Source organism: Carnobacteriaceae bacterium zg-84, from assembly GCA_013874835.1.
Taxonomy (GTDB): Bacteria; Bacillota; Bacilli; order Lactobacillales; family Aerococcaceae; genus WM01.
The window spans coordinates 1,891,113-1,910,740 of sequence record CP059430.1 but is presented as its reverse complement, the minus strand read 5'-3'; the positions used below and the strand labels follow the sequence as shown (position 1 = coordinate 1,910,740).

Annotated in this window: 22 protein-coding genes; 14 read left to right on the top strand and 8 right to left on the bottom strand. The window is 31.3% G+C overall.

The window, feature by feature from the left end; translation table 11 throughout:
* Nucleotides 1-384 precede the first annotated feature (384 nt).
* A complete protein-coding gene (locus tag H1220_09065) occupies nucleotides 385-1,425 on the bottom strand; it encodes an IS30 family transposase (protein QMI85818.1) in 1,041 nt (346 codons plus the stop codon).
* 235 nt (nucleotides 1,426-1,660) lie between these two features.
* Between H1220_09065 and rpmH the strand changes: the two genes are divergently transcribed.
* From rpmH to H1220_09045, 4 genes are all read left to right on the top strand, one after another.
* A complete protein-coding gene (gene rpmH, locus H1220_09060) occupies nucleotides 1,661-1,795 on the top strand; it encodes a 50S ribosomal protein L34 (GenBank protein QMI85817.1) in 135 nt (44 codons plus the stop codon).
* A gap of 79 nt (nucleotides 1,796-1,874) precedes the next feature.
* Entirely contained in the window at nucleotides 1,875-2,249 is a 375-nt protein-coding gene (gene rnpA / locus H1220_09055; GenBank protein ID QMI85816.1) for a ribonuclease P protein component, read from the top strand.
* On the top strand, nucleotides 2,215-3,054 hold the full coding sequence (yidC, locus tag H1220_09050) for a membrane protein insertase YidC (GenBank protein QMI85815.1): 840 nt from the start codon (nucleotides 2,215-2,217) through the stop codon (nucleotides 3,052-3,054). The genes rnpA and yidC overlap by 35 nt, the downstream gene beginning before the upstream one ends.
* 21 nt (nucleotides 3,055-3,075) lie before the next feature.
* On the top strand, nucleotides 3,076-3,813 hold the full coding sequence (locus H1220_09045) for a protein jag (GenBank protein QMI85814.1): 738 nt from the start codon (nucleotides 3,076-3,078) through the stop codon (nucleotides 3,811-3,813).
* A gap of 181 nt (nucleotides 3,814-3,994) precedes the next feature.
* Here H1220_09045 and rpoE read toward each other — a convergent pair whose 3' ends face one another.
* Complete coding sequence (gene rpoE, locus H1220_09040; GenBank protein ID QMI85813.1) at nucleotides 3,995-4,546, bottom strand: DNA-directed RNA polymerase subunit delta; 552 nt, start codon at nucleotides 4,544-4,546, stop codon at nucleotides 3,995-3,997.
* 161 nt (nucleotides 4,547-4,707) lie between these two features.
* On the opposite strand from rpoE, the gene H1220_09035 reads away from it, so the two are divergent.
* The gene (locus H1220_09035; GenBank protein QMI85812.1) at nucleotides 4,708-5,229 is read left to right on the top strand and encodes a helix-turn-helix domain-containing protein; all 522 of its coding nucleotides are present in this window, start codon (nucleotides 4,708-4,710) and stop codon (nucleotides 5,227-5,229) included.
* Between the two features lie 53 nt (nucleotides 5,230-5,282).
* Here H1220_09035 and H1220_09030 read toward each other — a convergent pair whose 3' ends face one another.
* The 3 genes from H1220_09030 to glmS are packed head-to-tail and all read right to left on the bottom strand — an operon-like array spanning nucleotide 5,283 to nucleotide 7,842.
* Nucleotides 5,283-5,702, bottom strand: a complete 420-nt coding sequence (locus tag H1220_09030; protein ID QMI85811.1) for a thioredoxin family protein — start codon at nucleotides 5,700-5,702, stop codon at nucleotides 5,283-5,285.
* Between the two features lie 8 nt (nucleotides 5,703-5,710).
* Nucleotides 5,711-6,043 carry an alkylphosphonate utilization protein gene (locus H1220_09025; protein QMI85810.1) on the bottom strand — a complete coding sequence of 111 codons (333 nt, stop codon included), beginning with the start codon at nucleotides 6,041-6,043 and terminating at the stop codon, nucleotides 5,711-5,713.
* An 8-nt stretch (nucleotides 6,044-6,051) separates the two neighbouring features.
* Nucleotides 6,052-7,842 (bottom strand): glutamine--fructose-6-phosphate transaminase (isomerizing), encoded by a 1,791-nt coding sequence (gene glmS / locus H1220_09020; GenBank protein QMI85809.1) that lies wholly within the window; start codon nucleotides 7,840-7,842, stop codon nucleotides 6,052-6,054.
* Between the two features lie 341 nt (nucleotides 7,843-8,183).
* On the opposite strand from glmS, the gene H1220_09015 reads away from it, so the two are divergent.
* From H1220_09015 to H1220_08980, 8 genes are all read left to right on the top strand, one after another.
* On the top strand, nucleotides 8,184-10,244 hold the full coding sequence (locus H1220_09015) for a BglG family transcription antiterminator (GenBank protein QMI85808.1): 2,061 nt from the start codon (nucleotides 8,184-8,186) through the stop codon (nucleotides 10,242-10,244).
* Entirely contained in the window at nucleotides 10,237-10,524 is a 288-nt protein-coding gene (locus H1220_09010; GenBank protein QMI85807.1) for a PTS sugar transporter subunit IIB, read from the top strand. Before H1220_09015 ends, H1220_09010 begins: the two co-directional genes overlap by 8 nt.
* Before the next feature lie 3 nt (nucleotides 10,525-10,527).
* The gene (locus H1220_09005) at nucleotides 10,528-11,880 is read left to right on the top strand and encodes a PTS ascorbate transporter subunit IIC (GenBank protein ID QMI85806.1); all 1,353 of its coding nucleotides are present in this window, start codon (nucleotides 10,528-10,530) and stop codon (nucleotides 11,878-11,880) included.
* A gap of 12 nt (nucleotides 11,881-11,892) precedes the next feature.
* The gene (locus H1220_09000) at nucleotides 11,893-12,612 is read left to right on the top strand and encodes a transaldolase (protein ID QMI85805.1); all 720 of its coding nucleotides are present in this window, start codon (nucleotides 11,893-11,895) and stop codon (nucleotides 12,610-12,612) included.
* A 106-nt stretch (nucleotides 12,613-12,718) separates the two neighbouring features.
* Complete coding sequence (gene murB, locus H1220_08995) at nucleotides 12,719-13,624, top strand: UDP-N-acetylmuramate dehydrogenase (GenBank protein QMI86702.1); 906 nt, start codon at nucleotides 12,719-12,721, stop codon at nucleotides 13,622-13,624.
* Nucleotides 13,617-13,949 carry a metal-sulfur cluster assembly factor gene (locus H1220_08990; GenBank protein QMI85804.1) on the top strand — a complete coding sequence of 111 codons (333 nt, stop codon included), beginning with the start codon at nucleotides 13,617-13,619 and terminating at the stop codon, nucleotides 13,947-13,949. Before murB ends, H1220_08990 begins: the two co-directional genes overlap by 8 nt.
* Entirely contained in the window at nucleotides 13,946-14,353 is a 408-nt protein-coding gene (locus H1220_08985; GenBank protein QMI85803.1) for a DUF1934 family protein, read from the top strand. Before H1220_08990 ends, H1220_08985 begins: the two co-directional genes overlap by 4 nt.
* A 23-nt stretch (nucleotides 14,354-14,376) precedes the next feature.
* A complete protein-coding gene (locus H1220_08980; GenBank protein QMI85802.1) occupies nucleotides 14,377-15,603 on the top strand; it encodes a peptidoglycan bridge formation glycyltransferase FemA/FemB family protein in 1,227 nt (408 codons plus the stop codon).
* 396 nt (nucleotides 15,604-15,999) lie between these two features.
* On the opposite strand, the gene sdaAA is transcribed toward H1220_08980, so the two are convergent.
* From sdaAA to raiA, 3 genes are all read right to left on the bottom strand, one after another.
* Nucleotides 16,000-16,905 carry an L-serine ammonia-lyase, iron-sulfur-dependent, subunit alpha gene (sdaAA, locus tag H1220_08975; protein QMI85801.1) on the bottom strand — a complete coding sequence of 302 codons (906 nt, stop codon included), beginning with the start codon at nucleotides 16,903-16,905 and terminating at the stop codon, nucleotides 16,000-16,002.
* Nucleotides 16,906-16,918: 13 nt separating this feature from the next.
* Entirely contained in the window at nucleotides 16,919-17,605 is a 687-nt protein-coding gene (locus H1220_08970; protein ID QMI85800.1) for a serine dehydratase, read from the bottom strand.
* Nucleotides 17,606-17,692: 87 nt separating this feature from the next.
* The gene (gene raiA, locus H1220_08965) at nucleotides 17,693-18,244 is read right to left on the bottom strand and encodes a ribosome-associated translation inhibitor RaiA (protein QMI85799.1); all 552 of its coding nucleotides are present in this window, start codon (nucleotides 18,242-18,244) and stop codon (nucleotides 17,693-17,695) included.
* A 154-nt stretch (nucleotides 18,245-18,398) separates the two neighbouring features.
* Between raiA and H1220_08960 the strand changes: the two genes are divergently transcribed.
* On the top strand, nucleotides 18,399-19,625 hold the full coding sequence (locus H1220_08960) for a peptidoglycan bridge formation glycyltransferase FemA/FemB family protein (GenBank protein ID QMI85798.1): 1,227 nt from the start codon (nucleotides 18,399-18,401) through the stop codon (nucleotides 19,623-19,625).
* The last annotated feature ends 3 nt before the right edge of the window (nucleotides 19,626-19,628 follow it).

The following is a 19,628-nucleotide window of genomic DNA, read 5'->3' as shown; positions in this document are numbered from 1 at the left end:
CCACAAAAAATAAATTTGTGGATAAAAAATGTGGATAACTTTATGATAAAAGAAATATATTCACAGTAGTTATCCACATAAAAAAGTGTATATATAAAGGTTTTTTATTATTTTACACAAGGTCTGCGAAAAGATTATACATGTGTGTGTAATTGTGGATAAATTTGTTTAAAACGTAGATAAATAGAAAGAAGTACTTTTTTATTGTGGATAATGTGTGTATGATGGTGGGATATTTTCCTCCAATTGTAAAGTAAAGTGCAAAAAAACAGATAATTACTTTCTCTTTTGCGGGGTTAATAACCAAACAATAAAAACAAAGGTTTTCTAGTCAAGGCGAAAAACAAAGTGTGCCTTGACGGGAAACCTGTTTTTATTAAACTATTAATCTACCCGCAATAAAAATAACTCTGCAGGTGTACGATAACCTAATTTACGCCGTATTTTCTGATTTAAGCAGGATTCTATTTTACGAATAGTTGACTTTTTAACGGTATTGATAGATTTACCCTTAGGTAAAAACTCCCGTATCTGTCCGTTATGATTTTCGTTAGTACCACGCTCATAAGATGAATAAGGGTGTGCATAGTAAATGCTTAAATATGTCGATTCTAATTCAGATAACGAGGCGAATTCTGACCCATTATCAGATGTAATACTCTTGAAGGTTGATTTCCTATATTGTTTAAAAATATTCTTTAATGTCCGTAAGACACATTGTGCTGTTTTATCATTCATTTTACGTATAATTGTATAACGTGTTTGTCGTTCTACTAACGTTAATAATAGTGCTTCATTTTTTGTCTTCTTAAATAAGACTAAATCAATTTCCCAATGTCCAAATTCTGTACGATTATTCGCTACGTCTGGTCGATTTTCGATAGATGTACCCATATTTTTCTTGTATGTTTTGGTGTTCTCTTTTTTCGGTCGTTTTCTAATGCTTACCATTTTGGGTAAATCAATTGGTTTGATAGGGATAATACCTTGATGAACAAACGTATAAACCGTTTTCGTACAAGGGACTTTTTCATTAGGATGATTTTGCCGATACCAATGTACAAAGGTATCAATACTATGGGTTCTATATTTTTCAGTAACTACCTGTTGTAAGTCTTTGAAAAATTGTTGACTAAATTTTTCAGTTAAATCATGATGATATTTATTTTGTTGCTTAGCTTTATAGATGTAATGGCTTGTTTCAGCGTAATATTTTAATTCGTCACGTTGGATACCATTTCGATTAACAATTTGATTAACGCTTCCTCGTTTAATTTCTCTATAAATTGTGGATACATTTCTTCCGAGTCGTTCAGCGATATATCGTATTGGCTTTTTTTCGTTTAATAACGTTTCAATTTTTGTACGTTCAACCAATGATAGCTGTTTATATTGTTTTTTTGTGTTATAATTTGTTTTAGACATGATAATGACCTTTCTAATTTTGTGGTGAATCTTAGTAAGTTAATTATCTGTCTTTTTTTGTTTTTATAACACTATTTTGCTTTTGCACTTTATTTTACAACTCGGCGGTGGGATATTTTCAATGAAATTCATAAAAAAAGATTGACAATATTTGCTTATTTTCATATACTATTAGGGACTGTCTGAATGTTTTACATTTGAAAAGATAGACATATTTATCTAGGAGGTGCACATTATGAAAAGAACTTACCAACCAAAAAAACGTAAACGCCAAAAAGTACATGGTTTCCGTAAACGTATGAGTACAAAAAATGGTCGTCGTGTATTAGCTAGCAGACGCCGTAAAGGTAGAAAAGTATTATCAGCTTAGGAGGATCACTTACAAAGTGGTCTTTTTTTGTTTTATAAAGCGTAGTATAATGGTGGTGTGTATATAGGAGTAATTATTAATGAAAAAAACATATAGAGTAAAAACGAATAAAGATTTTAAGATGATTTTTGATAATCGAAAATCAAAGGCGAATAAGCAATTTGTCGTTTATGTGTTAAAAAAAGAGGAGCAGGAGCATATTCGTGTAGGATTGTCTGTTAGTAAAAAACTTGGAAATGCGGTGATACGAAATCGTATTAAACGTAAAATTAGACGTGCAATCTTTGAAATAAACGACATATTATACAAAAATTATGATATAATTATCATTGCGAGAAATCCAGTTGTTGAGATGAGTGTGGAAGATATGAAATCGAGTTTAAAACATGTTTTTAAATTATGCCAGCTCATTAAAACAGATGAAAAGGTGGAGGAAAAAAAGAGTGAAGAGTAAAAAGTTACAAAGAGGTTTGATATTATCATCTTTCATTTTTTTATTAGCAGGTTGTGGTAATAGTCAAACAGGACAAAAAGGTTTATGGGATCATGCGATTGACCATTTGTCTGAATTTATTAAATATTTATCTCATTTGGCAGGTGATAATTACGCTTTAGGTATTATTTTATTTACAATTATTACGCGTATTATATTGTTGCCGATTATGCAATATCAATATAAAGCAACTCGAAAAACAGCAGAATTACAACCTGAAATAAAAAAATTAAGAGAAAAATATTCTGCTAGAGATAGACAAACACAATTAGAATTGCAGCAGGCAATGAAAGAATTAAATGAAAAACATGGTGTGAATCAATTGGCAGGATGTTTACCAGCTTTAATTCAAATGCCTATTATGATTGCTTTGTATCAAGCAATTTTAACAACAAAGGAATTACAAACAGGTCATTTTTTATGGGCTGAATTGGGTAAAGTAGATCCTTACTTTATTTTACCTGCATTGGCTGCATTCTTTACATGGTTAAATGGTTATTTAACATTGCAAGGTCAAACAAAAGATGCACAACAACTGAAATTCATGCAATTATATATGTTACCTGCAATGATTTTCTTCTTTGGTTTTTCGTTAAATGCAGCATTATCTTTATATTGGGTAGTCGGAAATATTTTTGCTGTTGGACAAACATTATTGTTGAATAATCCATATAAATTAAGACGAGAACGTGAACAAAAATTAAAAGAAGAAAAAGCAAAAGCAAGAGCGTTGAAAAAAGCAATGTTAAAAGCAACGAAAAAATAAAGCTCATTTGGAGGGAAAGCAATGGAATCATTGATTATAACAGATGTGACTGTTGAAAAAGCAATTCAAAAAGGTCTTATTAAATTAAATATTAAAAGAGAAGAAGCAACAATTATTGTAAAAGAAGAGGGTAAAAAAGGTCTTTTTGGTTTTGGTCATAAAGATGCCGTTATTGAAATTAGTAAAAAAGAAGTGGAAGAAGTTGTTCAGCCTGTTGTAGAAGAGGTTGTTTCAGAAGTTGTTGAATATGATCCACCTTTTGTTGTGGAAGAAATGGTTATTGTAAAACCAAATCAATCTGATGAATCACATGAAGATTATAGTAAAGTTTGTGACTATTTAGTAGATGTGGCACGTGCATACGGAGCAAAGATTGATGTTACTGTTAAAGAAGTATCTAAAAAATTAGTTTTCCAAATTGAAACAGAAAAAGCAGGTTTATTGATTGGAAAACATGGTAAAATTATCAACGCTTTACAAATATTGGCACAAACAATGGTATATAAAAAGAATGAAAAAGCACCAATGGTTGTTGTGAATATTGGCGATTATAGAGAAAAACGTGAAGTAAAATTAAAAGATGTTGCGGATAGAACAGCTAAAAAAGTGTTAAGAACAAAACAATCAGTCTTTTTAGAACCACTTCCTGCATTTGAAAGAAAAATTATTCATGCAAGATTGAGTAAATACGATAACATTACAACACATTCAGAAGGTAATGAACCATATCGTTATTTAGTGGTTGATTTTCAAGATTAAAAAGTAGAATGATGAAATAATCTAACATTCAGTTTATTAGATAAAAGTGGTGAACCAATGCTTTTAGGCATTAGCTCACCACTTTATTTGTTTGTGTTGGTAGCTTTTGAAGTGTACGGAAAGTAAAAGGAAGCAAATGACAAATGCCATTTGCTTCCTTTTTATCTTGTGTGAAATACTATTATAATTCTTCAAAAACATCTTCGTCTGATACAATCGTTAAATCTTCTTCGATTGCATCATCAAAATCATCAGAATCTTCGTCTGTATCGTCTACTAAGTCATCAAAGTCAGAACGATACCCTAAATCATCGTCATCTGATGTTAATAAGTCTTCATCATCTAAGTCATCCATATCTTCTGGATCGTCATTGCTGTAATCCACATCATCTTCACTTGTAACGAATGCACTAAGTTTTTTGCGTTTTTTGCGTGGTGCTACGGTTTCTTCTAGGGCAGATACTAATTCTTCATCAATAGAATCAATAGGGTACCATGAACGTAATCCCCAACGATTGTCGCCTAGTGAGATGAAACTACCGTCAATATTTAATTCTGTATAAAAAATTGACATTTTCTTTTCTAATTCATCTTCAGATAATTCCAAAAAATTTTGAACAGCAACTAGTAATTCATTAAATTCTATGATAGAACCTTTTTCTTCTAAAATAGCATGTGCTACTTCAATCATAGATAATTCACGTTTATCAATACCTTGAAAATTATTTAACATTTTAGGCTCATCCTTTCAACAGTCTATCTCTCATCATATACTAAAAAAATCTATTTTTCAATATATTTGTGAAATATATTCGATGTAACAAAATTGTTGCTTTAAAATACGATTTTTTTTTGATATATTTTGAATAAATTCATCGCAAAGGAGTAGGGGTTATGGAAAAAGATTTAGGAAGTCTTTTAAAAAAAGCAAGAGTGGATAAAGGATTGTCACAAGAAGAAGTCGCTAATGTATTATTCGTGACGAGGCAAACAATTTCTCGTTGGGAACAAAATAATACATTGCCAAATATTTATGTTTTAGAAACATTAAGCCAATTATATGGTGTGGGACTTGAAGAATTGATAGGCTATACAAAAGAGAAAAAACTTAATGTCATGGCAATCATTGGTAGTGTATTTTTTAATATTTGTTTATTTAGCGGTATTTTTATAACAATAGTTGTGTTGCTAGCTGCTTTGTGGATAACGATAGGTGCTTTTATTATTAGTCCAATTCTCTATATGATTAGTTCAATGTTTGGTCCTCAATCTTTTGAATGGTATCAGCTTGTTTTAACTATCTTTTTATGTATGATAAGTTTAAAAGGTATTCATTTTTGTAAAAAAGTAACGATACAACTGATAGTGTATTTTAACAAATACATTAAATTTAATAAAAAAATCATCTACAAATAGTGTTTGTAGATGATAAAAGATGAAGGTGGTAACAAATCTTACCACCTTCATCTTTATTTTATAAATGTTTTAAAAATTTCTTTGATATTTTCTTGTTTTAAATCACTTGGTTTTAATGTTTCTTTAGCTGTATGATTTCCAGCTATTTTAACAACAGTTGGAACAGATGAAAAATTGTAGGTTGATAAAATATCACTTACTTTATCTGCGTATTTGTCATCTGTATATTTATCAAAGTCTAAATAGTACATTGTTTTGTTTTCTTGTTTTAAAACCGTTTCTAAGATAGGTTTTGCTTTTTGACAGGCTGAACAAGAGGCTTTTCCAAATAAAATAATACTGTTTTCTGGTAATGTATCGACTTGTTCAATGTTTATTTCTTGTATGGCTTGTGATACTTGATGATTTTGTTGACAAGCTGCAAGTATTAAAAAGAAACTGAAAATAGTTAATAATTTAGTTATTTTTTTCATGGTGTGTCCTATATTTTTTTTACAAATTCTGATTTTAATTTCATGGCACCAAATCCATCAATTTTACAATCAATATTGTGATCACCTTCAACAAGACGTATATTTTTTACTTTTGTACCTTGTTTTAAATCTTTTGGTGCACCTTTAACTTTTAAGTCTTTAATAATGCTTACTGTATCTCCGTCTTGTAGTAAAGTACCGTTAGCATCTTTTACAGTTAATTCTGTTTCGTTAACATCGTCTAATGTAAATTCATTGGCACATTCTGGACAAATGATGACATGATTGTCTTCATAAGTATATTCAGATTGACATTTTGGGCAGTTTGGTAATTGTTCCATAAATCCTCCTATTCTACTGTAACGCTTTTGGCTAAGTTTCTTGGTTTATCTATATCATATCCTAATTCTAAAGTTGCATAATAGGCAAGTAATTGGGTTGGTATGATTGAAATAAGTGGAGAAAAATAGTCGCAAACATGAGGTAATAAAAATTGGTCTTCTTGAGTTGCGAATGTTTCATCTACAAAGGTACATGTTTTTGCACCACGTGCTTTTACTTCTTGAATGTTTCCTCTTGTGTTTAAGACAAGGTTTTCTTGTGTCATGATAGCAAAAACAGGAGTATTTTCTTCAATTAATGCTATTGTACCATGTTTTAATTCTCCAGCTGCAAAACCTTCTGTTTGAATGTATGAAATTTCTTTTAGTTTTAATGCAGCTTCTAAAGAAACAAAATAGTCTAAACCGCGTCCAATAAAGAATGCGTTTCTTGAATGTGCTAGAAAATCTTTAGCAATCTCATGAATGGTTTCTTTTTGTTCAATAATGCTTTCCATACCATTGGCAACAAGAGATAGTTCGTGTTTTAAATCAAATGATAATGGTTCTTTTGATAGTACATAAGCAAGGATTGCTAATACAGAAATTTGTGCTGTATAGGCTTTTGTTGATGCAACAGCAATTTCTGGTCCTGCATACAATAATAATGTATAAGTTGCTTCTCTTGATAGTGTAGATCCTGCCACATTTGTTATCGTTAAGGATGGATATTTAAACTCATTGATTTTAACGAGAGCTTGTCTGCTATCAGCTGTTTCTCCACTTTGTGAAATAAAGATAAAGAATGGCTTTTCTGATAGAAGTGGTAGTTGGTATGAAAATTCACTAGCAATGTGTACTTCAGTGGGTATTTTTGCAAATGTTTCAAGGTAATATTTTCCAATTAATCCTGCATGATAACTTGTTCCACATGCAATAATATATATTCTATCACATGATTGAATAGTTGTTTTAATGTCATTTGGAATAGTTAGTGTGTCGTTTTGTGTATAAGATTTAATAATTCGTCTTAAAACAGCAGGTTGTTCATCAATCTCTTTTAGCATGTAGTAAGGATAAGTACCTTTTTCTATGTCCGTAGCATCTATTTGTGCTGTAAAAGGTTCTCTTGAAATAGGTATATCGTCTTGTTCTATGATAATGGCATCTTTTGTTAACACAACAAATTCTTTGTCGTGTAATTCGATAAATTGATTGGTTTGTTTAATTCCTGCCATTGCGTCACTACATACCATATTGAAGTCTTTTCCAACACCAATTAATAGAGGGCTTTTATTTTTTGCCACAAATAATGTATTTGGTGTTTGTTCATCAATGAGGGCAAAAGCATACGAACCATGAATTAAGTTTAATACTTTTTTAAAAGCATCTTTTGTTGATAATGCGTCTTTTTCAACAAATAGAGCAATAAGGCAAACAATGATTTCAGTGTCTGTTTGTCCTTTTAAGTTTATATGTTGTAAGTAAGTTTCTTTTAATTCTTTGTAATTTTCAATGACACCATTATGAACAAGTGTAAAACGTTGATTGTAAGATTGATGAGGATGTGCATTGACAAGACTTGGAACGCCATGTGTTGCCCATCGTGTGTGTCCTATTCCATAAGTTGCAGGAATAGAAAAATCTGTGTGATTTTTTAATTGAGCAATAGGTCCTACTTCTTTAAATAAATGTCCAACTCCGTTAGATACAACGTAAATACCGGCTGAGTCGTAGCCTCTGTATTCTAATGTTTGTAATCCGTCTAATAAAATTGTTTGTGCTTGTTTGTTACCAATGTAACCGACAATTCCACACATGTTAACCTCCTAAAAAATAAATTTGCTTTTTAGGTGAATGAATATATGTTTGTCAATAAGTATTGTTTTGTTATATTCTTTAGATTTCACAAACCTGAAGTCATCCGCCGAATGTTCGATAAACTTCTTCCTCGTCACCAATTTAATGGTCTGGCGCTATCTTTATTCCTTTCTAAAGTCTTTCTAAAAAGCATACCATATTATAAAGTATTTTTAATAGATGTCAAAAAAATGGATTATCTTTGGCACAAATGAAATTGTTTTCAGTAGCATTTATTTGTGCCAAATTTCTTTTGATAACGTTTTAAAATTGCTTTATATTAGTAATGGGAGGAATTGAAATGTTATTGAATGAGCTCATTAAAAAAATTCCAATTTTTTCTAAATATCATGCACACAAAATAGAGGAATTTGAAAAAATTTTAAATACGAATCGTCGAGGATTATTGTCAGATATTGAAAAAATGAATAGTTTTTTTCAAGAATACAGTATGCCAACTATTTTGATTGAAAACGATAGGATATATGTACCAAGTATTACAGAAACGGATATATTTTCTAAAATAAAACATCGTATTTATGACTATGCTGGACAAACAGAACGTTTGTATTTGATGATTTTATATATTGTGACAAATAAACAATTTGTGTCAAATTATCATTTACAAAGTTTATTGCAAATGAGTAAAAATTCTATTTTACTTGATTTAAAAAAATTAAAAGAAAAAATATCTATTTTTGATGTAACGGTGCATTATACAAGAAGTAAAGGATACCATTTTAAAGGAAGTGCATTATCCATTCGTCAAATGATTGAATATGCCATTGATCATTTATTATTGTTTGATACTGGAAAATGGTTAATTCAGTATATTGCACTTGAAAATGATTTGAATTTAAAAATAGATGATATAACGGCTTTATTTATTGAAACAGCAAGAGAATGTCATTGTTATTTTATTGCAGAGAAATCAAAAGAAGTCTGTTATTTGATTAGTATTTTAAATGAAATCGCTTTAGAAGAATGTGTTGTTTTTACAGATATAAATGAAAAAAATTTATCTTATACACCTGCTTACATCATTACTGAAAAATTAGTTGAAAAATATCCGAATATAGAAAGAGAAAAATTATTTATTTTTAGTCGTATATTAGGGTGCCTACAAGGAGAAAAAGAAGATTTTTCGAATCGTGAGGTCTACGATATTATGAATAAAATTATTGATTTAGTAAAAGCAAATACAGCAGTTCAATTTGAAGATTCATTATTATTCAGAAAAAATTTATATCATCATTTAGTACCGTCATATTATCGTCTATTATTTGGTATTCATTTAATCAATCCACTAAAGGAACAAATTATGAAAGAATATCATGCTTTATTTTATTTGATTAAAAAAAGTTTAGCTCCTTTAAGTGATGTTGTTCAAAAACCAATTAGTGATGATGAAGTTGCTTATTTTACTATACATTTTGGTGGATATTTAAAAATGATAAAGACAACAACGAAAAAATCTTTAGTTGCTTTATCCGTTTGTCCAAATGGTATTAGTTCTTCTTTATTGTTACAGTCAGAATTAAAAGCACTAATGCCAGATATTTTCTTTAAAGAAGTTCATCAATTAGATGATATAGAACATCAATCTCTCGATGATTACGATATGATTTTTTCAACAGTTTTTTTTGAATCTTCTAAGAAAGTTTATGTTGTACAGCCGTTAATGAATGCTATTGAAAAATTGTTATTAAAACGAATGGTATATGAAGATTTTCAAATTCATCAAGAACAATACATAGATATTAAAGAAATCATGAAAATTATTTCTACATATACAACCATTCATGAATCGGTTTCTTTAGAAGATGCATTGATGCATTATTTTGTGGGTAATCAACAAGCAAGTATCAATACGGAGGGATTAGCATTGACAACATTATTGGATAAAAAATTAGTCCAACAAGTAGAAAGTGTCAGTGATTGGAAAGAAGCAATTCATATTGCATCGAAACCTTTATTAGAGCATGGGTATATTCAATCAGCTTATATAGATGACATGATTGCATCTATTCAAACATTAGGACCATATATTGTTTTGGCACCAAAAGTTGCTGTACCTCATGCAAAACCTGACAATGTTTATAAATTAGGTATTAGTTTATTGCAGTTAAAAGAAGCAGTTGATTTTAATCTTTCAGAAGAAAATGATGAAGATAAAAAAGTGCATTTAATTTTTGTATTAGCAGCTGTGGATTCTATTTTACATTTAAAAGCATTACAACAATTAGCAAGTATTTTAGATGATGAAAATGCTATTGAGTTAATGATTCAAGCAAAAACAGTTGATGAACTGATGTCTATTATCGAGCAAACAGTACAAAAAGGAGAGGATGAAGATGATTAAAATTATTACGGTATGTGGCAATGGTATCGGCAGTAGTTTGTTGTTGAAAATGAAAGTTGAAAGTATTGCTAAAAGTTTAGGTATTGATGTTGTTGCAGAGTCATGTGATTCAAATGCAGCAACTGGTCAACAAGCAGATTTATTTGTAACAGTAAAAGAATTTAAAGATATTTTTCCAGAAAATACACGTGTTTGTATTGTTCAAAGTTATACAAATCGTAAAAAAATTGAAGAAGATTTAATACCAGCATTAGAATTATTGAAAAATGAGGAGGTATAGAAAATGGAATTTATTAAAGATATTTTAAGTGAACCGTCTTTTTTAATGGGATTGATTGCGTTTATTGGTCTTGTTGCGTTAAAAAAACCTGCACATAAAGTCATGACGGGAACATTGGGACCAATTTTAGGTTATTTAATGTTAGCCGCTGGAGCAGGTGTTATCGTTAATCATTTATCTCCATTAGCCGAAATGATTCAAAAAGGATTTCATATTACAGGTGTTGTGCCAAATAATGAGGCAGTAACTTCCGTTGCACAAAAAATACTTGGTGTTGAAACAATGTCTATTTTAGTCATGGGACTTGTTTTTAATTTACTAATTGCTAGATTTACACGTTATAAATACATCTTTTTAACAGGCCATCACAGTTTCTTTATGGCGTGCTTATTATCTGCAGTTTTAGGTGCTTTGAAATTTTCAGGAGTAACATTGATTATCGTTGGTGGATTTATCATGGGTGCTTGGTCTGCTATTTCACCAGCTATTGGTCAAAAATATACTTTAAAAGTAACTGACGGTGATGAAATTGCCATGGGACACTTTGGTAGTATAGGTTATTATTTATCTGCTTTTATTGGAAGTTTAGTTGGTAAAAATAGTAAAAATACAGAAGATTTACAAGTATCTGAAACGTGGAGTTTTTTAAGAAATACGACAATTTCTACAGCTTTAATTATGGTGTTATTCTATTTGATTGCTGCTATTGCGGCAGGTCCAGAATTTGTGTCTACTTTATCTGATGGAAAAAATCCATGGATTTTTGCTGTAACAAGTGGGTTAACATTTGCTGTTGGTGTAGCTATTGTTTATGCCGGTGTTCGTATGATTTTATCTGATTTAATTCCTGCCTTTGAAGGTATTGCTACAAAAATTATTCCAAATGCTGTTCCAGCAGTGGATTGTGCTGTATTTTTCCCTTATGCACCAACAGCCGTTATTATTGGGTTCGCATTTAGTTTTTTAGGTGGATTTATTGGTATGTTGATTTTAGGTGTTACAGGTGGTGTACTCATTATTCCAGGTATGGTTCCTCATTTCTTCTGTGGTGCAACAGCAGGTATTTATGGTAATGCAACGGGTGGTAGACGAGGTGCGATGATTGGTTCTTTTGTTAATGGTTTATTATTAGCCTTTTTACCAGCTTTATGTTTACCAGTTTTAGGAAATTTAGGATTCAGCAATACAACTTTTGGTGATGTTGACTTTGGTATTTTAGGTATTTTATTAGGTCGTTTAGGTGAAGGTTTTGGACAAATTGGTATTTTTGTTATCGTGGGCTTATTAGCATTGGTTTTAGTGGTACCATCATTTATGTCTAAATCAAAAGAAGCTTTAAATAATAAAGCGGAATAAAGGAGCATATATATGGCTGAAGATTTAACAATTAAAATTTATTCAGACGGAGCAGTTTTAGAAACGATGTTACATGATTTATCATTAGGAATCGTAACAGGTTTTACAACTAATCCTAGCTTAATGAAAAAAGCTGGGATTGATAGCTATATAGATTTTGCTAAAAAAGTATTAGCACATATTAAAGATTATCCAGTTTCTTTTGAAGTATTTGCAGATGACTTAGAAACAATGGAAAAAGAAGCAGAAGTATTAAATGCTTTGGGAGAGAATGTTTATGTGAAAATTCCTGTGACAAATGGAAAAGGAGAGTCAACAGCACCTTTAATCGAGCGTTTGTCACAAAGAGGTATCAAGTTAAATGTAACAGCAATCTTTACACTAGAGCAAGTTAGAACGGTTGTTGATTCTTTAACAAGTGGTGTGCCATCTATTGTTTCTGTTTTTGCTGGAAGAATTGCTGATACGGGTGTTGATCCAATGCCTATTATGCAAAAATCTTTAGATATTTGCCGAGAGAAAAAAGCGATTGAGTTATTATGGGCAAGTCCTAGAGAAACATTTAATATTTATCAAGCAAATGCTTTAGGTGTAGACATTATTACGTGTACATCAGATTTAATTCAAAAATTAAGTTTAAAAGATAAAGATTTAACGCAATATTCATTAGAAACAGTACAAATGTTTTTAAGAGATAGTCAAAGTTTAGGATTTTCAATTTTAACAGATTAAACAAGAGCTAGTTGGGTACATCTCAACTAGCTCTTATAATTTTAAGTGCTTTTTTTTTCATTTTGTACTATTATAAAGTTAAGCTTAATAAAGAGAGGCAATGAAAATGTGGAGAAAAGAATTGTTAGATGTATTTCCAACAATCAATATTTTGCTTGATGAGCCATTAAACCGTTATACATATACGAAAACGGGTGGAAAAGTAGATGCTCTTGTGTTCCCAGAAACGAAAGAGCATATTCGTGATTTAGTATTATTTTTAAATGATAAAAAAATTCCATTTTTAGTGTTGGGAAATGCTAGTAATGTGATTGTGACAGACGGAGGTATTCGTGGCGTTGTCATTATGCTTGAGAAAATGACTAATCTTGTGGTGGACGATACGACAGTTCGTGTAGAAAGTGGTGTTGTACTTACTGAATTAACAGACTATGTTGCACAACAAAGTTTAACAGGTTTAGAGTTTGCTTGCGGTATTCCCGGAAATGTTGGGGGTGCTGTATTTATGAATGCTGGTGCTTATGGTGGTGAGATAAAAGACGTTTTATATTCTGTGGATGTTGTGACAAAAACGGGGGAGTACAAAACTTATACGAATAAAGAAATGGTATTTGGATACCGTCATAGTTTGATACAGGAAACTGGCGATATTGTTGTACAAACGACTTTTGTTTTACAAAAAGGTCATAAAGAAGATATTTTGGCAGAAATGGACCGATTGATGCAATTAAGACGAGAAAAACAACCATTAGAGTATCCGTCTTGTGGAAGTGTTTTTAAACGTCCAGAAGGGTATTTTGCAGGAAAGCTAATACAAGATGCACATCTACAAGGGCATCGTATTGGAGGAATAGAAGTTTCTAAAAAACATGCGGGATTTATGGTCAATGTTGATTCTGGTACAGCGACGGATTATAAGCAGTTGATCGCTTATGTTCAAGAAAAAGTTTATGAAGTATTCGGGGTTCGTTTAGAAACAGAAGTTCGATTTATAGGAGAAGAGAATGAGTGAAGTAAGTCAAGAAATGATTGAAAAAATCAAAAATGATATTTTAGAGGCTTTAGAAAATGTGATTGACCCAGAGTTAGGCATTGATATTGTTAATTTAGGTTTAGTCTATGGTATTGAATTAGAGGAAAAAGGGCATTGTCATATAAAAATGACACTAACAACGGTGGGCTGTCCTTTAGCAGATATGATTATTGAAAATATACAAGAAGAATTATTGAAATTAGAACATGTTCAAAGTGTTGATGTTGAATTAGTTTGGGAGCCTGTTTGGACAACTGATAGAATGTCACGCTATGCTCGTATTGCACTAGGAATAAGATCATGAGAAAAGTAAAAATAAATTTTATATCAACCATTAAACAAGAGAATGTTTTAAAAGTAAAAAAAGAATATATTGGTCATCTCATAGAGAAAAATCATTGTTACTATTTGCGTTACAAAGATGCTGAGTATGGAAAAGTGACTGTGAAATATGATAAAGTCACACACACCATCACGTGTTTGTGGGAAAATCATCATGTCAAACGTATGGTATTTTCAATGGAGTATGTCACGGAAATGCTTTATCAATTACCACAATCTCATTTGTTGTTAGATGTGCATACAATGATGTTAAATGTGGATATTTTTGAAGATTTATTGAAAAAAATAGTATTTGCATATCAGTTAAAAGAAAAAGATGATATTTTTGGAGAATACACAATTCAATATGATATACGTCCTTGTTAAGAATAAAAATAATGGAGATAAATATGAGTGTTATAGTCAAAAAAGTAACAGATGAGATTTATAAACAAAGTCAGTTAAATTATAGTACGAGTAATTTTTTACAATCAACGGAAATTGCGAGTACGCAGTTAGAAAGAAGAAATTTTTTAGATAGTCAGCGTGTTGTCTTTGAGAAGAATGGACATGTGATTGGTCAAGCCATTATCAATATTCGTAAAAGGTATCGTTTTTTTAAGGAAGCAATTATTTTACAGGGACCTTTGTTAGATTATACAAATATGGACATTGTCAAAGAATGTTTTGAAGCGTTGGAGATATACTTTAAACATGAAAAAGTATCACGTTTTATGATACATCCTTATTTAATTCAACAACAAATAGATACGTCATTAAATATTGTAAAAGACAATCAGTACAATGATGTTATTGACTATCTAACATCATGCGGTTATGTACATACGGTGCATTCGGAAGATACGGTTCATGTTGTTGGGCAAATGTTTGTAAAACCATTGCATCAATATGACAATGAAGAAGCCATTTATGATGCATTTTCGAATGCTTTGAAACGTGATTTGAAAAAGTTTGATGAATCACATGTCAAAGTTCGGGAATTACAAGAAGATGAGTTAGATACATTTTATCGTATTTTAGTGTCGACAGGTGGCAGAAAAGGTTTTGCTGTGCAACCCTTTTTATATTTTGAACTATTGAAAAAATATTTTAAAAAAGATGCACGTTTTATGTTGGCATATTTAGATTGTAAAGCGTATACGGATTATTTGCAAAATCAGATTGATGCTTTTCAAAATCGCATTGTTGAACTTGAAAGTAGCCCTTTAAGCAAAAAAACAAAAGGGTATATAACAGATGCTAAAGATCAATTACAAAGTTATGTCAAACGTCAAGAGCAGTTTGAACAGCTACATGTGACAGAAACATTTTTACCGTTGTCGTCCTATTTGTTCATGTGTTATGGGCAAGAGGTTGTTTCGATTTTGGGTGGTTCTTATCGTGAGTATTTGAATTTTGGTGGTTCGACGATGATTAACTGGGACATGATTCGATATGCATATCGTGAAAATAAGGATTATAATTTTTACGGTACTATTGAAGTGGCGGATAGCCAAAATAAAACGGGAAACTTCAATTATAAACGTCAATTTGGTGGCGAGCTGAACGTGTTGATTGGTTCATTTACTAAAACAATAAATCCATTGATGCACTTGGTTGAGAAAATAAAAAAATAGACGTGCGAAGATGATACATCCCCTCCTTACTGGTTTGTCCAGTAAGGAGGGGATGTATCATCTGTTGTCTTCGTGTTTTATTTTTTAGATGAGTTATTTGTATATTTTCTATTTTTGTTTTCTCCGATGGGCATTAGTATATTACTGGCTATCAATTCAGATAATAATTTTGTTCTGGAAGATTTATGTTCTAATCATTCTTCTATATCCTTTGTTGAAAAACATTTGTTTTCACTTGGGGATTGAATAATACTCTCTGTTTTTCTATCTTTTATCGCCGTTTTTCTTTATGTTTTTATCTATATTTTGTCATGTCATTTAAATTTTTTATACAATGTAAAATAAACTTGTTTATGTAAAAAATGCAATGACGTCGTGGAGAAGCCATTGCATTTTTTAGTCTGTATTATCAGGGTGTATCGACATATCTCTGCCTAGTATTTTTATGGCAATATCAATACCTGTTTTTGTGGCTGCTGTACCACCTAGTCCGGTTTCTTTTAATTCCCTTGGCATGCGTAGTCCGATAGAACGCATCGCATCAATCGTTTCATCGGCTGGTATTGGGTTGGTAATCCCAGCAAGTGCCATATCGGCAGCGATGAGAGCATTTGTTGCACCAATAGCATTACGTTTGACGCAAGGAATTTCCACTAGACCTGCAACGGGATCACATACAAGACCTAGTAAGTTGCCAAGTGAGATGGAAAAAGCTTCTGAGCATTGTTGTGGTGTGCCACCGGCTGCTTCAACAGCAGCTGCGGCTGCCATAGCGGAGGCACTTCCGACTTCAGCTTGGCATCCACCAACGGCACCGGCAATCATGGCACGGTTAGCAACAACCATACCAAATAGAGCAGATGTGAATAAACAACGAATTTGTTGTTCTTTTGTTAATTTTAGTGTGTCTGCAATGGAAAAAATAACACCGGGTAAAGTACCACTTGCACCTGCTGTAGGTGTGGCACAAACGACACCCATAGCGGCATTGACTTCATTTGTGCCTAAAGCATATTGAACACCGGCTAGAACAGCGTCGCCAGAGAGTGTTTTACCATTTTCTCTATATTTTTTCATTTTAACGGCATCTCCTCCAGTTAAACCTGTTGGAGAAAAAACACCATCTCCAGTTGAGCTTCTCTCTACTGCTTTTTTCATCACATCTAAGTTTTTTTCCATTTTTTCCCATATCACATGTCGGGGTAAATCTGTTGTTTTCATTTCTTGTTGAATCATCAGTTCTGATATGGAGCATTGATGTTGATTAGCAGCATCAATAATCTCTTTAATCGTCATATACATAAAGTTGTAACTCCTATTCTAAAATATAAAAAGTTTCGTGTTCCAAAATGCGATACAATTCTGTTTTTATATGATTGGTAATGAGTTGTCCTAATTCAAATACATATAAAGTATGTGTTTCATTTTGCGTTTCTTTTATATCCAGAATGTCCATTTTTAGTTTTGTAAATGTATCTTTTAAGTGTTGTTTTAATAATGTGTTTTTTGTTAAAAGCACTACAATCGGAATAGGACCATTTGGTTCAATGACAAATGTATCTAATTGTAAATAACGAACTTCTACCATGCCTCCACCGATAGATGTACCAATAAGACGTACAATTTTATTATTATGACGTAGTGTTAAATCTGCTGTGTTAGCATGATTAACAGGACTTGGATGATTATCTTCAATAAATTCAATGTCTATATTTTGTGAAAGAGCAATGTTTACAGCATTAGGAACACGTGCATCGTCCATTTCAAAACCTAAGACACCACTAATAATAGCATAATCTGTTCCATGTCCTTTATGCGTTTGTGCAAAGGACTCATAATATCTGCAAGAAATACTAGTAGGTGTTTCACCAAATAAAGTACGGGCTAAAGCACCGATACGAATAGCGCCTGCTGTATGTGAGCTTGACGGTCCAACCATGATAGGTCCGATAACGTCAAAGCAGCTTTTATAATTGATAGCTTTTAATTCATGGTGCTCCATATATTGAGTCCTTTCTTTGTTTAGTGTTTTGCATAAAAAAAGTGAAATCCCTATATAGTATAAAGGAAATTTCACTTTTTATCCATATTATCTTTCAGCTTCAATCAAACCATATTTTCCATCTTTACGACGATATACCACACATAGTTCTTCTGTTTCAATGTCAATGTAAGCAAAGAAGTCATGTCCTAAAAGGTTCATTTGTAATAATGCTTCTTGGCTATCCATTGGTCTAAATGGAATACGTTTGATACGTGCAATTTCTAATTCATCTGTTTCTTCATCTTTAGTAGTTTCTACTGGAGATGTTGTTGGTTCAAAAGAATATCCGTGTTCACGAGATTTCTTTTGAATTTTTGTTTTATATTTGCGAATTTGTCTTTCTAATTTTTCAATGACTAAATCAATACTACCGTATAAGTCACTTGTTGTTTCCTCAGCACGTAAGACAATGTAAGGTAAAGGAATGGTTACTTCAACTTTTGCATTTTTGTCTGGATAAACTTTTAGATTAACATGGGCGACAACATTTGGTACGTGGCTAAAATATTTTTCTAGCTTTCCAATTTTTTTCTCGTTGTATAGGCGTAGTGCCTCTGTTACTTCGATGTTTTCTCCCCGAATATTGAATGTTAACATAATCATCGCTCCTTTATATAACATTTATGAATGTTTATTCATGCTTCTATTATAGCATAAAAATTTAAATTTGTCTGAAAACGTTTAATAAAAAATAAAGATAAATTTTTATGCTATAATTTAAGGATAATTTATTGATAAAGGAGGAAAAATTATGCAATTTTTGGAATTGGATATAGACACATTAAAAGCATATCAAATAAAAAATACATCTCGCTATTTTTTCTCGCAAAGTTATGACTATGCACGTATGGCAGAAAAAAATAAGTTAAAACATCGTATTCTTGCCGTGATAGAAAATGATACATTATTGGCTTATGGTATTTTTTTGTATTTTAGACATAAAAAAATATTTTATCGTGTGACAGCACAATATGGTCCGATAATGGATTATACAGATAAAGAGTTGGTTACTTTTTATTTTAAGCAGATTAAACAATATTTTATGAAACAGTGGCGTGTGGTATCTGTCAGAGTAAATCCATTCTTATCTCAACGTTTTTATGAAGATGTGACGTATATGGGTGATAATCAAGTAGCTACGGATGTGGATGCTATTTTATCTGATTTACAATTTAAAGCATTAAATATGGATATGTTTGATGATTTAACATTGCCAACACAATGTGTTTATACGAAGTCATTAGGTGATATAAATGGAAAAGATTTATTGAAACAATTTCCTCAAAAAACGCGTTATACTATCAATAAAACGATGAAGGAAGGCGTTTTAGTTAGAGAAATAGATATATTTGATACACATGATGCTCATATTTTCAATACAATCAATAAGGAAACGGAATTGAGAAATGGTGTTAAAACAAGAGATATTGCTTATTTTCAAACGATGAAATCTGTTCTGGGTAAGCATGTTCATTTTATGGTGACCTATATAGATTGTCCTGTTTATTTAGAAAATATAGAACAAACGATTGATCAGTTAGAGCGTGAACAATTAGATTTATCTGAAAAACTAGCATTAGGAAAAGTGAATGTTAAGAAAACGGAAAATAAATTGAAAGAACTGAAAGAAAATACGGTTGTTTGGCAAACAAAACGTGAAAAAACTCTTGAGTTGCAAGCACAAGAGGGGGATATGATTTATTTATCGTGTGCTAGTTTTATTGAATCGGGTCAAGATTTTATTTATTTTTCAAGTGGAAGCATGGATAAGTTTAGTCGTTTTGAAGGTCCGTCTGCGATGATTTATACAATGATGCTATATGCTATTGAGAACAAATTTATGTATTTTAATTTTTATGGGACATCAAAACAATTTTTAGAGATGGATGCAGCTGATTATGGCGTTTTGCAATTTAAGCGTAGTTTTGAAGGAAATATTGAATACTTTATGGATAATTATGAATTAAAACGATTTTAAAAG

Excerpts from the sequence above, each read along its gene's own strand:
- H1220_09010 (QMI85807.1), top strand. The coding sequence starts at position 10,237 with ATGATTAAAATTATTACGGTATGTGGCAATGGTATCGGCAGTAGTTTG.
- H1220_09065 (QMI85818.1), bottom strand. The coding sequence starts at position 1,425 with ATGTCTAAAACAAATTATAACACAAAAAAACAATATAAACAGCTATCA.
- rpmH (QMI85817.1), top strand. The coding sequence starts at position 1,661 with ATGAAAAGAACTTACCAACCAAAAAAACGTAAACGCCAAAAAGTACAT.
- H1220_09035 (QMI85812.1), top strand. The coding sequence starts at position 4,708 with ATGGAAAAAGATTTAGGAAGTCTTTTAAAAAAAGCAAGAGTGGATAAA.
- H1220_09030 (QMI85811.1), bottom strand. The coding sequence starts at position 5,702 with ATGAAAAAAATAACTAAATTATTAACTATTTTCAGTTTCTTTTTAATA.
- murB (QMI86702.1), top strand. The coding sequence starts at position 12,719 with ATGTGGAGAAAAGAATTGTTAGATGTATTTCCAACAATCAATATTTTG.
- raiA (QMI85799.1), bottom strand. The coding sequence starts at position 18,244 with ATGTTAACATTCAATATTCGGGGAGAAAACATCGAAGTAACAGAGGCA.
- H1220_09015 (QMI85808.1), top strand. The coding sequence starts at position 8,184 with ATGTTATTGAATGAGCTCATTAAAAAAATTCCAATTTTTTCTAAATAT.
- rnpA (QMI85816.1), top strand. The coding sequence starts at position 1,875 with ATGAAAAAAACATATAGAGTAAAAACGAATAAAGATTTTAAGATGATT.
- sdaAA (QMI85801.1), bottom strand. The coding sequence starts at position 16,905 with ATGTATATGACGATTAAAGAGATTATTGATGCTGCTAATCAACATCAA.
- H1220_09005 (QMI85806.1), top strand. The coding sequence starts at position 10,528 with ATGGAATTTATTAAAGATATTTTAAGTGAACCGTCTTTTTTAATGGGA.
- H1220_09025 (QMI85810.1), bottom strand. The coding sequence starts at position 6,043 with ATGGAACAATTACCAAACTGCCCAAAATGTCAATCTGAATATACTTAT.
- H1220_09000 (QMI85805.1), top strand. The coding sequence starts at position 11,893 with ATGGCTGAAGATTTAACAATTAAAATTTATTCAGACGGAGCAGTTTTA.
- H1220_08980 (QMI85802.1), top strand. The coding sequence starts at position 14,377 with ATGAGTGTTATAGTCAAAAAAGTAACAGATGAGATTTATAAACAAAGT.
- H1220_08960 (QMI85798.1), top strand. The coding sequence starts at position 18,399 with ATGCAATTTTTGGAATTGGATATAGACACATTAAAAGCATATCAAATA.
- rpoE (QMI85813.1), bottom strand. The coding sequence starts at position 4,546 with ATGTTAAATAATTTTCAAGGTATTGATAAACGTGAATTATCTATGATT.
- H1220_08970 (QMI85800.1), bottom strand. The coding sequence starts at position 17,605 with ATGGAGCACCATGAATTAAAAGCTATCAATTATAAAAGCTGCTTTGAC.
- yidC (QMI85815.1), top strand. The coding sequence starts at position 2,215 with ATGAAAAGGTGGAGGAAAAAAAGAGTGAAGAGTAAAAAGTTACAAAGA.
- H1220_08985 (QMI85803.1), top strand. The coding sequence starts at position 13,946 with ATGAGAAAAGTAAAAATAAATTTTATATCAACCATTAAACAAGAGAAT.
- H1220_08990 (QMI85804.1), top strand. The coding sequence starts at position 13,617 with ATGAGTGAAGTAAGTCAAGAAATGATTGAAAAAATCAAAAATGATATT.
- H1220_09045 (QMI85814.1), top strand. The coding sequence starts at position 3,076 with ATGGAATCATTGATTATAACAGATGTGACTGTTGAAAAAGCAATTCAA.
- glmS (QMI85809.1), bottom strand. The coding sequence starts at position 7,842 with ATGTGTGGAATTGTCGGTTACATTGGTAACAAACAAGCACAAACAATT.